We start from the raw sequence: 14,101 nt of genomic DNA on the forward strand, positions 1-14,101 counted from the left end.
TAATACCCTAGCGGGTTTCGGCCTCGATCCAGGCGGCCGCGGCATCGCTGGCGGTGACGCTCCAGCTTTCGATCACCGGCAGCTCGTAGCTGTGCAGCTCGGCGATGCGCGCGGTAAGGCGGCGGGCCGCCGTGGCCCGCGTCTTGAACAGGGCCGGGACTTCCTCGCTGCGTTCGGTGCGGCCTTCCCAGCGGTAGATCGAGATGCAGGGGGCGAGGATGTTGACGCAGGCGGCGAGGCGCTCGGCGAGGACGGTCCCGGCGACGCGCTCGGCCTCGGCCTTGCTCGGAAAGGTGACGTAGACCAGCGAGCTGCCGCTCACCGGCTGCGGCCGATCGCGTGCATGCCCCAGACGGTGGCGATGACCAGCAATGCGCCGACGAACTGGTGGAGCGCGGCGAGGGCGATGTTCATCCCTGACATGACAGTGGCGATGCCGAGCAGGATCTGGGTGCCGAAGGCGCTGTGGATGGCGATCGAGGCGCGGCGATCGACCGGGCGGACGGCGCGGGCGAGCGCGATCAGGATCGCAACCACCACCCAGGCCCACCAGCGATGGACGAAATGGACGATCGCCGGATCGTTGAAGAGCGCGCCGAAGAAGCTCTCGCCGGTGGTGGTGGGGCCGGGGAACAGCTTGCCGTTCATCAGCGGCCATTCATCGGTGACGAGGCCCGCATTGAGCCCGGCGACCAGCGCGCCGAACAGCAATTGCACGAACAGCACCGCGCCGGCGGCGAAGGCGAACCCGGTCAGGCGCGCGGGGCGGGCATCCGAGCGGCGGGCGAGCGCACGCAGATCGAGCGCGGTCCACACCACCCCGGCCATCGTGAACAGCGCGACGAGCAGGTGGACCGCGAGACGGATATGGCTGACATCGGTGCGGACGCTGAGGCCCGACTGCACCATCCACCAGCCGATCGCGCCCTGGAGGCCGCCGAGCAGCAGCAAGGCGACGAGGCGAGGCGTGTAGCCGCGTGGAATCTGCTTCTTGATCCAGAACCAGGCGAGCGGCAGCGCGAAGGCGAGGCCGATCAGCCTTCCGAGCAGGCGGTGGAGATATTCCCAGAAGAAGATCGCCTTGAAACCGGCCAGCGTCATGCCCTGGTTGAGCTGCTGATATTCGGGGATCTTCTGATAATTGGCGAACTCGGCCTGCCACTGCGCGTCGTTCAAGGGGGGGATGATCCCGCTGATCGGCTTCCACTGGGTGATCGACAGGCCGGATTCAGTGAGGCGGGTGATCCCGCCGATCACGACCATCAGCACGATCAGCCCGGCGACGGCGAACAGCCAGTTGGCAATGAGGCGGGGACGGATTTGCGAGCTCTGATACACGAAGCTGCCTTAGAAGCGGAACCCGGGATTGGCGAGTCCGCGCCGAATATTGATGAAGTTACCGGTTTCGGGGGTGCCTTCCCGGAAGCGCCGGGTTCGCGCCCACGGTTACAGGCGGCGCGATACATGGCGTCTATGCGCGATCGATGCCGGGCGCGCGGATCGAGCAGGCGAAATCCTGCATTGCAAGGCGGCCGCGCTCGCGGCGGCACTTCGATCCGCCCGTCAATTCCAGCGGATTTGCGACCCCGGCTCGACCGACCGCATGAGCCCCTGCAGTTCGGAGATGAGCACCCCCAGGCTTTCGGTCTTGAAGACCAAAGGCAATTCCGCTCCTCCCTTGAGCGTCAGAATGATCATCGGCTCACCCTGCTCGTTCCTGGCGGTCTGCATGCTGGCGGGGCGGATGAGCTGCTGCTCCTTGCCCGCGAGATGGAGCTTTTGGGATTCGCTGGCGAGCGCGGCCGCGAGAATCCCGGCACATTCCGAACCCACGTCGAAACGGTGAATCTCCTGATCTTCACCAAGCATGTCGAGGTGGACGCTGTCGCCCGCCGCCGACCATTGGACAACCCGAATATACTTCAAAACCGCTCCCCTAAATCCGCCGATTGAGTGTGCCGGCGAGGCGTGCATCGCCGCCGGCTGGTTTGCAAATGGCCATGGCTGCCGACGCCGGTCCCGAACGATGCGGTGTCGCTACTCCTTCGGAAAGAGCAGCTTCGCCGGGCGGCGCTCGCGGGCGGTCTTGAACAGCGAGTAGGTCTGGCCCACGAACTCGCTGACGCCGGTGATCGAGGAGATGAAGCTCTCCAGCTCCGGCGTCTTCCTGGCCTCGATGAGCCGCACGGGCGCCGCGGGATCGGGCCCCTCGAACCGGACATAGAACAGCGGCTCGCCGCGCCGGAGGACGAGGTCCTTGGCCGTATCGTGCCACTCGAAGGCCCACATCAAGGCGCGGGGCCAGATATCGATGGGGAAGCGCCCGTTGATCTGAATGCCCGGCCGGTCCGGCATGTGATGCAGGATCGGGGGATATTGGTTGATATAGACCGGGTCGTCCGAGACGAAGATGTAGGAAGTCAGCATCTGCAGCACCGGGCGCTGGGGATGGCGCCACTCGTGCCGCGGCTGAAACACGATCCAGCGCTGCAGCGCATCCGAGCGGATCGGGCTTTTCTCCGCGAGAACATTGGTGATGTCCATGTCGCCGCCGGTCAGGTTCAGGCGCAGATGCACGTCGATCGGGCAATTGATCGCGAAATGGCGGCGGTCGAAGTCGAGGACGGAGGGACATTGCCCGACCGACCGGGGATCGCCGCTTTGGGAATCGATCCGCACCGGCTTGGGGGAATCCCAGATGATGCTGGTCTTTTCGGTATTGAGCAGCCAGCCGACGGTCGATGCGCGGGATTCGGCGGGTTCGCCTCGCCCCGAATCCGTTTCGGTCTCGGTGGAGCGGTGGCCTTTCGAAAACAGAGTCCTCAGCATGCGCGGATCCGTGGCCTTCCTGTTGCCTCGAGGGGACGGAAAAGCAGATTTTCCGATACCGAAGCATAGCGGCGCAGACCCCGGCGAACTAGCCGGCGAGCTTCAACGTGCAGATTTGCAACAGGTTTTCTGCGCCTATCCCCGCAATCATATATGCGAGCTATACAAGGATCACGACGATCCGATGCCCGGCCCCACCTAAGGATCCTCGCCGCGCCTAGGCCCGCACGCCGCCCTCGACCGCCGCCTCGTTCCACCGCAGCGCCTTGAGCACCGTCTCCACGATCGCGTCGGCATCCAATCCCGCCTCGGCATATTGCAGCTCGGGCTTGTCCTGGTCCTGGAATATATCGGGCAGGCGCAGGGTGCGCAGCTTGAGGCCGGCGTCGATCAGGCCCTGATCGCTGGCCATGGTCAGGACATGGGCGCCGAGGCCGCCGATTGCGCCTTCCTCGATGGTCAGCGCGACTTCGTGGGTGGTGAGGAGCTTGCGGATCAGCGCCTCGTCGAGCGGCTTGGCGAAGCGGAGGTCGGCGACGGTGGTGCTGAGGCCCTTGGCCTCGAGCGTGTCGGCGGCCTTGAGCGCTTCGGCGAGGCGGGTGCCGAGCGACAGGATGGCGACGGTCTTGCCTTCGCGGACGATGCGGCCCTTGCCGATCTCGAGCCGCTGCGGAACTTCGGGCAGCGCCACGCCGGTGCCGTTGCCGCGCGGATAGCGGACGGCGATGGGGCCGGAATCATGCTCGGCGGCGGTGTAGGTCATATGGACCAGCTCGGCCTCGTCCGAGGGCGCCATCACCACGAAATTGGGGAGCGTCGCCAGATAGGTGACATCGAAGCTGCCGGCATGGGTGGCGCCGTCGGCACCGACCAGCCCGGCACGGTCGATGGCGAAGCGGACCGGCAGGTTCTGGATCGCGACGTCATGGACGACCTGATCATAGGCGCGCTGGAGGAAGGTCGAATAGATCGCGCAGAACGGGCGCATGCCCTGCGCGGCGAGGCCGGCGGCGAAGGTGACGGCGTGCTGCTCGGCAATGCCGACATCGAAGGCGCGGTCCGGATGCGCCTTGGCGAATTTATCGACGCCGGTGCCCGAGGGCATGGCGGCGGTGATCGCGACGATGCGCTCGTCGGTTTCGGCGAGCTTCGCCAGCGTTTCGCCGAACACATTCTGATATTGCGGCGGGCCGGGAGGCGCCTTGGCCTGGGCGCCGGTGATCACGTCGAACTTCTGGACGCCGTGATATTTGTCCGCCGACGCCTCGGCCGGGGCATAGCCCTTGCCCTTCTTGGTGACGACATGGATCAGGATCGGGCCATGCTCGATGTCGCGGGCGTTCTCCAGCACCGGGATCAGGTGGTCGAGATTATGGCCGTCGATCGGGCCGACATAATAGAAGCCGAGCTCCTCGAAGAGCGTGCCGCCGGTTACCATGGTGCGCGTGAATTCCTCGGCGCGCTCGGCGGCATTGTGGACGCGGCGCGAGATGCGGCGGATCGCGCGCTTGGCGAAGTTGCGCAGGCCGAGATATTCGGACGACGACACCATCCGCGCGAGATAGGCCGATAGCCCGCCCACGGGCGGCGCGATCGACATGTCGTTGTCGTTGAGGATGACGATGAGGCGATTGCCCGCGGCTTCGGCATTGTTCATCGCCTCATAGGCCATGCCGGCGCTCATCGAGCCGTCGCCGATCACCGCGATCGCCTTGCAGGGCCTGTCGTTGAGCTTGTTGGCGATCGCGAAGCCCAAAGCCGCGCTGATCGAGGTCGAGGAATGCGCCGCGCCGAACGGATCGTATTCGCTCTCGCTGCGCTTGGTGAAGCCCGAAAGCCCGCCGCCCTGGCGCAGCGTGCGGATGCGGTCGCGGCGGCCGGTGAGGATCTTGTGCGGATAGCATTGGTGGCCGACATCCCAGACCAATCGGTCTTCGGGCGTGTTGAAGACATAATGGATCGCGGTGGTCAGTTCGACGACGCCGAGGCCCGAGCCGAGATGCCCGCCGGTGGTGCCCACGGCTGAAATCGTCTCCTGACGCAGCTCGTCGGCGAGCTGGCGCAGCTGCTTCGGATCAAGCTTGCGGAGATCGGCGGGCGTGTCGACGGTATCGAGCAACGGCGTGCTTGGTAGATCAGCCATTTGTCCGCACTTACTCCCGCGATTGATCAGTGTCGATTGCTAACGCGTTGGCGCAGCAAGCGGCCAAAATCATGAGGAAAGGCTGATATTTGGCTGAGCCGCTCAGTCGCAATCGGCGCATTTGCCGCGGACCTCGATCACCGGGCGCTCGGGCGAGAAGCCCGCCCCCTTGGCGGCGGCGCGCACCGTCTTGGTGATCGAATCGTCGTCGAGATGCGTGGTCTGGCCGCAATTGTCGCAAACCAGGAAGATGCAGTCGTGCAGGCAATCGGGATGGGTGTTGGCCATATAGGCGTTGGCGCTCTCGACGCGGCGGGCGAGATTCGAGCCGACGAACAGATCGAGGATGCGATAGACGCTGTTGGCGGCGATGCGGCGTCCTTCGGCCTTGGAAACCGCTTCGGCGATGTCATAGGCGGAAGCCGGCTTGTCGAAGCTGGCCAGGGCCTCGAACACGCGCTCGCGCATCGCCGTCCATTGCTCGCCGGATTTCTCCAGCGTGGTCTGGGCGGCGCGGGTGAGGTCATGGCCCTCATGCTCGTGATGATCGTGCGCGTGCATGGCGGTGATGTAGGCCTGCGGGACCTGTGCGGCAAGGCGGTGTCAGGAACGCCCGCCGATGGCAGCACTGTACTCTTGCCTCGTTCCCTCCACGCACATGGGAAAATCAGGCACGCAGCGGGCGGCTTCGGCGATCGCGATCTTGAGACGCCGTTTCTGCGCACGGTCCCTGATCTTGAGGTCTACTACGAGCTGCGGCGTGGGAGACAGACCATTGATCCGGCGCAGATAGGCGAACAATCGCGCTTCATTGACACGCGTGCCGTTATATTTCCAGGCGCCGTTGCCAAGCGCCAAGATCTCCAGCACCGGTGAGGGCGTGTACGGCACGGGCGAGGGCTCAAGTTCGGCGGCACATATCTAGCCGGGTATCTGATCGACACTGCTGCAGCCCGGCAGCGCGAACGCCAAGGCGCTCAAGAAAGCGGCAGGGATCAGTAGGTCGCGCGCCGGTTGAGGTCGTGGCCGAGCGCGACGAGGCTGACGCCGACCAGCGTCCAGAAAATCTCGAACTCGCCGTGCGGCAGGCTGAGCGCGCCGGCCATGATGCCGATGCCGAACGAACCGACCACCGCGGGCATCATATAGCCATGGGTGAAGATGCCGCGACCCAGCGCGACGATGCCGAAACCGATCGCCAGCGTCAGGCCGACCTCGTGGATCGCCGGGTTGAGCAAACCACCGGCCGAGGAGATCACGGTCAGCAGGATCGTAGTGGTCAGGCAGTGGACGAGGCACAAGCCGCTGATCCCGATCGCGATGCGATCGAAGCGTGCGTCGATGGCGCCCCAGAATCGGGCGATCGGAAGACTCACCGGCATGGGCGCATATATAGGCCGATAAATGTAAAGGTACAACATATCATTGGGGCGCTTGGCTCCATTCATCATCCTCGCGAAAGCGGGAAACCAGAGTCGCGTATGGAATCGCTGTGTAACCCTGGGTGCCCGCTTTCGCGGGGATGACGTGAGGGGTGCGGCGTGACGCTAGAGGCACGGCGGCGGCAGTAAGACCCTAGCCCACCAGGCTGTGCGCCTTCGCCCAGGCCAGGAACAGCTTGGGCCAGGCGTGCACCGGTAGCCCCTCGGTGCGCCGGCCCCAGCCGAAGCCGTGGCCGCCTTTTTCGAAGATATGCGTCTCGACCGGCACCCCCGCCGCTTTGAGCGCGGCGCGGAGGCGGATGCCGTTGTCGACGGGCACGGTCTCGTCATCCTCGGCATGAAGGAGGAAGCAGGGCGGGGTGGCGGCGGTGACGTTTTGCTCGGGCGAATGGCGCCGGGCGTCTTCGGCGGTGGCGCCGGGGCCGAGGAGCTGGCTGCGCGAACCGCCATGTGCGATCGCGGGGTCCATCGACACCACCGGGTAGATCGGCGCGGCGAGTATCGGGCGGGGGTCGATCGCATCGGCGCCATCCACGGCCTCGTAGGTCTTGCGCGCATGCGCCGTGGCGAGGCTGGCGCATAGATGCCCGCCGGCGGAGAAACCCATCGCGCCGACCCGCTTGGCGTCGATGCGGAATTCGGCCGCGCGCGCGCGGATCAGCCGCATCGCGCGCTGGGCATCGGCGAGTGGAGTATCCATCCGGTCGCGCCAGCCCTGGCCGGGCAGGCGGTAGAAGAGGACGAACGCGGTGATGCCGCGGGCGGCGAGCCACGGGGCGATCTCATAGCCTTCCTTGTCGAGCACGACACGGCTGTAACCGCCGCCGGGAATGATGAGCATCGCCGCGCCGTTGGGAGTGGCGGCGCGGAACACATCGAGGCGGGGCGTGCGGATACGGTCCATCGCGCGATCGGGGAAGGCGGGGTCCTGGCTTCGTGCCAGGATATGATCGTCGAGCGCGGCATTGGTGAGGCCGGGAGCCTCGCCGAGCCAGAGATTGAAGCTGGCGTCGGGTTTGATCGGGCCGTCGGGCGCCTGCGCCCGCGCGGCCGGGGCCAGCAGCGTGCCGGCGAGCCCGGCGGCGAGAAGGTCACGGCGGTCCATTTCGATCAGTGTGCCGCTCGCGCGGCGCCCGCGCAATCGCTATGAGGGGCGCAAAGGAAGGATCGCCCCATGCTCTTCGCTCTCGCGCTCGCCGCTTCGCTGGCCCCCATGGATGATGGCTATGACGCCTGCATGGAGAATGCGGTCACCAACCCGGATTTCATCGCCTGCGGCTATGCGTTGATCGAGCGGCGTGACGTCGAGCTCAACCGTGTGTGGAAGGAAGCGATCGCCGATCTCGACGCGCCGACCAAGGCAGCGTTGCTGGCCGAGCAACGGTCGTGGAACGACTTCAAGGAAAAGAGCTGCGCCTATTGGATGACGGGCGCGTTCGGGCGCGACGGGCAGACGGTGCATTTCTACACCTGCCGGGCTGCCGTGATCGACGCGCGAATCGAATATCTGAGTGACATCGGGAATACCGGCGGTCCTGACGAGGAGCCGGCCAAGGAGTAGGCCGGGCAGCGCTCTAGGGTACGCCACCCGGCCATGCCCGCTATTCCCTATTTAGGCGATTGCGGGCGGGTTTCCAGTCCTGTGACGCCGATCATGCGGGATTGCCGAGATAGTGCGACTGGGCGGCGTCGGTGGCGTTGATCGCCAGCACCGAACGGGCATCGGCGGCGGAACGGATGCGGCCACTGCGATCCGATGCGGTATCGAGGACGCGATCGAGCAATTGCTGGCCCTCGTGCCACCAGCCGATCCCGCTGGCAGCGTTGAGATGCCCTTGAGGCCCGGCATCGACGAAGAAACTGCCCCAGCTGCGCGCCATGCCGCGGGCGCGATCCGCCGCGACCCACGGATCGTCGCTGCTTGCCACGACGATCGAGGGAAAGGGGAGGGGACTGGCGGGGGCGGGGCGGAAGGCGCCCAGTTCGGGGCGGACACCGGGCCGATCGACATCGGCAGGCGCGACCAGCAGCGCACCGGCGACCGGATAGCCGAACGGCTGACCGGCGAGTTCGGCCCACCATGCGACGGCGAGGCAGCCGAGACTGTGCGCGGCGAGCACCACCGGTGCCTGCGCCTGGCGGATCGCCTGATCGAGCTTGGTCACCCAGGCATTGCGGTGCGGCGTGTCCCACATGCCGAGCTCGACCCGGCTCGTATCCGGCCGCGATTGCTCCCACAGGGTCTGCCAGTGCGACGGGCCCGAGCCGCCTAGTCCGGGAACGGTAAGGATGATCGGCGAATGTTCGTCGTGGGGATTGAAGATCGTCATATATCCGCTCTGTGCGAGAGGGGATGGCCGGACCTCCAATATATTCCTACTAATTTGATAGGCAATAAGCTTGCGCCGGATTGCCGCGCGGACGCGGCGATCCGTTTGGAGTCAGTTCGAATAGAGCTGCGCTTCCGTCGCGCGGCGCCTTGGTGAGGCCGGGCGGCACTTGCCCATGGCCTTGTTCCAGCGCGCGAATTGCCCTGCCGCGCCGTTGGCACGCTCGATGATCGACACGCGGACGGCATTTGGCGTCACCGGATTTCCCTCTACGGAAAGCGTGACGATCCACCATGGCCGGTTCGCACGCGGTACGAGGATTGGGGCCGAAACGGATCGTATTGCGCCGGAGGGGTACGGGCTTCATAGGGGCCGCATGGCCAAGCAGCGCGCCGATCAGATGCTCGTCGATCGCGGGCTGGCCGAAAGCCGGACGCGCGCGCAGGCGCTGATCATGGCTGGGCTGGTATTCGCCGGCGACCGCAAGGTGGAGAAATCCGGGCAGACCTTTCCCGACGATGTCGTGCTCGATGTGCGCGGGCGCGATCATCCCTGGGTGTCGCGCGGCGGGATCAAGCTGGCGCATGCGCTCGAGCATTTCGGCTGGGACGTGACTGGCGCGGTGGCGATCGATGTCGGCTCCTCGACCGGCGGCTTCACCGATGTGCTGCTGAGCAAAGGCGCGGCACGGGTCTATGCGGTGGACAGCGGCACCAACCAGCTGGCGTGGAAACTGCGTCAGGACGAACGGGTGATCGTCCATGAGCAGACCAGCGCCCGGGTGCTGACCGCGGCGCACATCCCCGAGCCGATCGATCTGATCGTCTGCGACGCCAGCTTCATCGGGCTCGCCAAGGTGCTCGACGTGCCGTTCGGTTTTGCCCGGCCAGGGGCGCGGCTGCTGGCGCTGATCAAGCCGCAGTTCGAAGCCGGGCGCGACGAGGTAGGCAAGGGCGGGGTGGTGCGCGATCCGCAGATTCACGCCCGCGTCTGCCGGGAAGTCGGCGACTGGGTGACGGGCAGGGGCTGGCGCGTCGAAGGCGTGGTCGAGAGCCCGATCAAGGGCCCCGAGGGAAATGTCGAATTTCTCATCGCGGCCGTGCAGGAAACATCCCCGCAATCGCTTGCGTTTAGCCAGAGCCCCGAATAGCCCTCACGGAACTCATGCGAAATTTAATTGGATTGATTGCGCTCGCCGCGATGACCGCCGGGTGCTCGGGAGCGGGTGGCACGCAGGCGAAAGGCCGCGAGGCGCCGCTGGTAACCGCCGCCGCTGCGGAATCGGTACGCTTCGTCGAGCGGATCGACGCGGTCGGAACCGCGCGCGCCAACGAGCAGGTGACACTGGCGGCGCCGGTTACCGAGCGCATCACCCGGCTCAATTTCGACGATGGCGCCTTTGTCCAGCGCGGGCAGATCATCGCGGTGCTGTCGGCGGGGCAGGAAAATGCCCAGCTTGCCGAAGCGGGTGCCCGCTCGCGCGAGGCGCGGCAGCAACTCGACCGGCTCCAGCAATTGAAGGCGCGCGGCTTCGCGACCAACAGCGCGGTGGATGCCCAGACCGCGCTCGCCGGGCAGGCCAGCGCGCAGGCGGCGGCGGCCAGGGCTTCGATCGGCGATCGCATAATCCGCGCGCCCTTCTCCGGTTGGGTGTCGCTGCGCAATATCTCGGCGGGCGCGGTGGTGACCTCGGGTACCGAGATCGCCCAAATCAGCGACATCTCGCGCATCAAGCTCGATTTCGCGGTGCCCGAGACGCTGCTGGCGCAGGTCCGGCCGGGGCAGGCGATCGAGGCGCGGGCGGCGGCCTATCCCGATCAGCCGTTCCGCGGCACCATCGCCACGGTCGATCCGGTTCTTAATGCGGAGACTCGCGCGGCGACGGTGCGCGCGATCCTCGCCAATGGCGACCGCAAGCTGAAGCCCGGCATGCTGCTGTCGGTCTCGATCGAAAGCGCGGCGCGGACTTCGACGGCGGTGCCCGAACTGGCGGTGGTCGGCGAGGGCGACAAGAACTTCGTCTTCGTGCTGGACGGCGACAAGGTGAAGCGCGTGCCGGTCACGCCGGGGCTCCGCCAGAACGGCAAGGTCGAGATCCTCGAAGGGCTGGCCCCCGGCCAGCGCGTCGTCACCGAAGGCGTGGTCAAGATCGCCGACGGACAGAAGGTCCGTGTCGCCGGCGCCGCCCAGCCCCGCACACAGGCCAGATAACCGGTGCAGATCTCGGACCTTTCCGTCCGCCGCCCCGTATTCGCGGCGGTGATGGCGATCCTGCTGACGATTGTCGGCGCCGTCGGCTTCATGTCGCTGTCGGTACGCGAATATCCCGATACCGACCCGCCGATCGTATCGGTGCAGACCATTTATACCGGCGCCGCCGCCAGCGTGATCGAGGCGCGGATCACGCAGGTGCTCGAAGAGCAATTGTCGGGCGTCGAGGGGCTGCAGACGATCACCTCGCGCTCGCGCGATGGCACCTCGGACATTTCGGTCGAGTTCCGCCCGGGCCGCAATATCGACGTGGCGGCGAACGATGTGCGCGACCGCGTCGCGGCGGCAGCGAACGATCTGCCCGAGGACGCGCTGGCGCCACAGGTCCGCAAGGTCGATGCCGATGCGTCGCCGATCATGTTCATCACGATCAGCCGTCCGGGCTGGTCGCAGCTCGAACTGTCCGACTGGGTCGATCGCAACCTGACCGACCGCTTCGCCAATATCGACGGCGTCGCGCGCGTCTTCGTCGGCGGTGAGGCGCGACCGTCGATGCGGGTCTGGCTCAATCCCGGCAAGCTCGCGGCGTTCCGCCTGACCCCGGGGGATGTCGAGGCCGCGTTGCGCAAGCAGAATGTCGAGCTCCCCGCCGGACGGCTCGAATCGGCACAGCAGAACACCACGCTGCGCGTCAGCCGCCCGTTCCAGACGCCGCAGAGCTTCGCGCAGCTCGTGGTCGGGCGCGGGGCGGACGGGTATCAGGTGAAGCTGGGCGATGTCGCCCGTGTCGAGCAGGGTGCGGAAAACCCCTATTCGCGCTTCCGGGTCAATGGCGAGGCGGCGGTCGGTCTCGGCATCGTCCGCCAATCGGGCGCCAACACGCTGGCGGTGGCGGATGCCGCCAAGAAGATGATGACCGATCTCTCGCCGACCCTGCCGCAAGGCATGACGATGGAAGTGGGATCGGACGATTCGATGTTCATCGGCCGCGCGATCGAAAGCGTGTGGCACACGCTGGCCGAGGCGGCGGTGCTGGTTGTGCTGGTGATCTTCCTGTTCCTGGGAAGCTGGCGCGCGACACTGATCCCGGCGGTGACGGTGCCGATCTGCCTGCTCGGCAGCTGCGCGGTTTTGTGGGGCTTCGGCTTCTCGATCAACCTGCTGACGCTGCTCGCGATGGTGCTCGCGATCGGCCTGGTGGTCGATGACGCGATCGTCGTGCTCGAAAATGTCTATCACCGGATCGAGGAAGGCGAGCCGCCGCTCGTTGCCGCGTATCGCGGCACCCGGCAGGTCGGCTTCGCGGTGCTCTCGACGACGCTGGTGGTTATCGCGGTGTTCGTGCCGGTGTGCTTCCTTGCCGGCCAGACCGGCCTTTTGTTCCGCGAGCTGGCGGTGGCGATGATCGGGGCGATCGCCTTTTCGGGCTTCCTCGCGCTCAGCCTCACACCGATGCTCTGCTCGAAACTGCTGCGGCACGAAACGCGCGGGCGATTCACCGGCTGGGTGGACAGGCAGTTCAGCAAGCTGGAAGGATTTTACGGACGCCGGCTGGATTGGGCGCTGCGCAAGCCGCTGATCCCGATCGTCGTCATCGTCGCGTTCCTCGCTTTGTCGGCGTTCGCCTTCACCGCGCTTCGCTCCGAGCTGGCTCCGGCCGAGGACCAGGGCATCGCGCAGGTCCAGATCAGCGCTCCCGAAGGTACCGGCTTCGATCAGATGGACCGCTACATGACGCAGGCGCAGGGCAAGATCCTGCCGCTGATCGATAAGGGCGCGGTCCATACGATCATCACGCGGACCCCCGGCGGCTTCGGCGCGAGCGACGATTTCAACAGCGGCTCCCTCGTCGTCTTCCTCAAGCCGTGGGAGGAGCGCAGCGTCACCACCCAGCAGGTCGCGGCCGAACTCAACAAGGTGCTCGCCGGCCTGCCCGCGGTTCGCGGCAACGCGTCGGTCCGCTCGGCGCTGGGCCGTGGGCGCGGCCAGCCGATCGGCTTCGTCATCGCCGGCACCAACTATGAGGATCTCGTCAAGGCGCGCGACCGCATCCTCGCCGCCGCCGCGCAGAACCCCGGCATCGTCAACCTCGATTCCGACTACAAGGAGACCAAGCCGCAGCTCCGTGTCGATGTGGATACGCAGCGCGCCGGCGATCTGGGGGTGTCAGTCGCCGACGTCAGCCAGGCGCTGCAGTCGCTGCTCGGCTCGCGCCGCGTCTCGACCTATGTCGATCGCGGCGAGGAATATCGCGTGATCGTCCAGGCCGAACAGGCTGACCGCGAGAATCTCGCCAATCTCGCCTCGATCTATGTCCGCGCCCGCGATGGCGGCCTGGTGCCCCTGTCGAACCTCGTCACGACGCGGCAGGCGGCGGGGCCGCGCGATCTCGGCCGCTTCAACAAGCTGCGTGCCATCACTCTCCAGGGCGGCATCGCGCCGGGCTATTCGATGGGCGAGGCGCTGGCGTTCCTGCGCGAACAGGCGGCGGCGTCGCCCGAGGTGCTGGCGGTCGGCTATCGCGGCGAGAGCCAGGCGTTCGTCGAGACCGGCGGATCGATCCTGGCGGTGTTCGGAATCACCATCCTGATCGTCTATCTGGTGCTCGCCGCGCAGTTCGAAAGCTTCGTCCATCCCGGCGTGATCATCATGACCGTGCCGCTGGCGGTGGGCGGCGGGCTGATCGGGCTGCTGATCTCGGGCTCGTCGCTCAACCTTTATAGCCAGATCGGCATCGTCATGCTGGTCGGTCTCGCCGCCAAGAACGGCATCCTGATCGTCGAGTTCGCCAACCAGCTGCGCGACAAGGGCGCGGAGATCGGCGACGCGATCCGCCAGGCGGCGCAGCGCCGGCTGCGCGCGATCCTGATGACCTCGATCGCGACCGCCGCCGGCGCGGTGCCGCTGGCCATCGCCAGCGGGGCGGGCGGGGCGGCGCGTTCGTCGATCGGCGTGGTCATCGTTTTCGGCGTGTCCCTCGCCACCCTCATCACCCTGTTCCTAATTCCGATTCTCTACTCTAGGCTTGCCAAGCGAACTGGCTCGCCCGAAGCTGTGGGTCGCAAGCTGGACGCGGCGCTGGGGGAGAGCGTGGCGCCGCAGCCGGCGGAATGAGGCCAGAAGCCAAGGCCAGGGACATGGGGTCG

15 protein-coding genes are annotated in these 14,101 nt (G+C 66.5%); 4 read left to right on the top strand and 11 right to left on the bottom strand.

Annotation, left to right across the window (positions count from 1 at the left end; genetic code table 11):
• Nucleotides 1–7: 7 nt before the first annotated feature.
• From cutA to KF730_RS17155, 9 genes are all read right to left on the bottom strand, one after another.
• Nucleotides 8–322, bottom strand: a complete 315-nt coding sequence (cutA, locus tag KF730_RS17115) for a divalent-cation tolerance protein CutA (protein WP_294099592.1) — start codon at nucleotides 320–322, stop codon at nucleotides 8–10.
• Nucleotides 319–1,263 (bottom strand): COX15/CtaA family protein, encoded by a 945-nt coding sequence (locus tag KF730_RS17120; protein ID WP_294099919.1) that lies wholly within the window; start codon nucleotides 1,261–1,263, stop codon nucleotides 319–321. The genes cutA and KF730_RS17120 overlap by 4 nt, the downstream gene beginning before the upstream one ends.
• A gap of 300 nt (nucleotides 1,264–1,563) precedes the next feature.
• The gene (locus KF730_RS17125; protein WP_294099593.1) at nucleotides 1,564–1,974 is read right to left on the bottom strand and encodes a hypothetical protein; all 411 of its coding nucleotides are present in this window, start codon (nucleotides 1,972–1,974) and stop codon (nucleotides 1,564–1,566) included.
• Nucleotides 1,975–2,037: 63 nt separating this feature from the next.
• A complete protein-coding gene (locus KF730_RS17130; protein WP_294099595.1) occupies nucleotides 2,038–2,829 on the bottom strand; it encodes a hypothetical protein in 792 nt (263 codons plus the stop codon).
• A 217-nt stretch (nucleotides 2,830–3,046) separates the two neighbouring features.
• On the bottom strand, nucleotides 3,047–4,972 hold the full coding sequence (dxs, locus tag KF730_RS17135; protein WP_294099597.1) for a 1-deoxy-D-xylulose-5-phosphate synthase: 1,926 nt from the start codon (nucleotides 4,970–4,972) through the stop codon (nucleotides 3,047–3,049).
• A 102-nt stretch (nucleotides 4,973–5,074) separates the two neighbouring features.
• Entirely contained in the window at nucleotides 5,075–5,533 is a 459-nt protein-coding gene (locus KF730_RS17140) for a transcriptional repressor (protein WP_294099599.1), read from the bottom strand.
• A 42-nt stretch (nucleotides 5,534–5,575) separates the two neighbouring features.
• On the bottom strand, nucleotides 5,576–5,842 hold the full coding sequence (locus KF730_RS17145; protein ID WP_294099601.1) for a hypothetical protein: 267 nt from the start codon (nucleotides 5,840–5,842) through the stop codon (nucleotides 5,576–5,578).
• Nucleotides 5,843–5,967: 125 nt separating this feature from the next.
• Nucleotides 5,968–6,348, bottom strand: coding sequence for a MerC domain-containing protein (locus KF730_RS17150; protein WP_294099604.1), 381 nt, complete (start codon nucleotides 6,346–6,348; stop codon nucleotides 5,968–5,970).
• Between the two features lie 199 nt (nucleotides 6,349–6,547).
• A complete protein-coding gene (locus tag KF730_RS17155) occupies nucleotides 6,548–7,519 on the bottom strand; it encodes an alpha/beta hydrolase (protein ID WP_365973895.1) in 972 nt (323 codons plus the stop codon).
• Nucleotides 7,520–7,588: 69 nt separating this feature from the next.
• Here KF730_RS17155 and KF730_RS17160 point away from each other — a divergent pair, with 69 nt between their 5' ends.
• Nucleotides 7,589–7,975: a lysozyme inhibitor LprI family protein gene (locus tag KF730_RS17160; RefSeq protein WP_294099605.1), complete on the top strand. Its 387-nt coding sequence runs from the start codon at nucleotides 7,589–7,591 to the stop codon at nucleotides 7,973–7,975.
• A gap of 91 nt (nucleotides 7,976–8,066) precedes the next feature.
• Here the strand turns inward: KF730_RS17160 and KF730_RS17165 are convergent, their stop codons facing one another.
• The gene (locus tag KF730_RS17165) at nucleotides 8,067–8,744 is read right to left on the bottom strand and encodes an alpha/beta hydrolase (RefSeq protein WP_294099607.1); all 678 of its coding nucleotides are present in this window, start codon (nucleotides 8,742–8,744) and stop codon (nucleotides 8,067–8,069) included.
• Between the two features lie 111 nt (nucleotides 8,745–8,855).
• Nucleotides 8,856–9,002 carry a hypothetical protein gene (locus KF730_RS17170; RefSeq protein ID WP_294099610.1) on the bottom strand — a complete coding sequence of 49 codons (147 nt, stop codon included), beginning with the start codon at nucleotides 9,000–9,002 and terminating at the stop codon, nucleotides 8,856–8,858.
• A 118-nt stretch (nucleotides 9,003–9,120) separates the two neighbouring features.
• On the opposite strand from KF730_RS17170, the gene KF730_RS17175 reads away from it, so the two are divergent.
• The 3 genes from KF730_RS17175 to KF730_RS17185 are packed head-to-tail and all read left to right on the top strand — an operon-like array spanning nucleotide 9,121 to nucleotide 14,069.
• A complete protein-coding gene (locus tag KF730_RS17175) occupies nucleotides 9,121–9,894 on the top strand; it encodes a TlyA family RNA methyltransferase (RefSeq protein ID WP_294099613.1) in 774 nt (257 codons plus the stop codon).
• Between the two features lie 14 nt (nucleotides 9,895–9,908).
• Nucleotides 9,909–10,955, top strand: coding sequence for an efflux RND transporter periplasmic adaptor subunit (locus KF730_RS17180; protein WP_294099616.1), 1,047 nt, complete (start codon nucleotides 9,909–9,911; stop codon nucleotides 10,953–10,955).
• 3 nt (nucleotides 10,956–10,958) lie between these two features.
• Nucleotides 10,959–14,069: an efflux RND transporter permease subunit gene (locus KF730_RS17185; RefSeq protein WP_294099619.1), complete on the top strand. Its 3,111-nt coding sequence runs from the start codon at nucleotides 10,959–10,961 to the stop codon at nucleotides 14,067–14,069.
• The last annotated feature ends 32 nt before the right edge of the window (nucleotides 14,070–14,101 follow it).

Origin of the sequence: Sphingomonas sp., from assembly GCF_019635515.1 — a bacterium.
In the GTDB taxonomy this organism is placed as follows: Bacteria; Pseudomonadota; Alphaproteobacteria; order Sphingomonadales; family Sphingomonadaceae; genus Sphingomonas.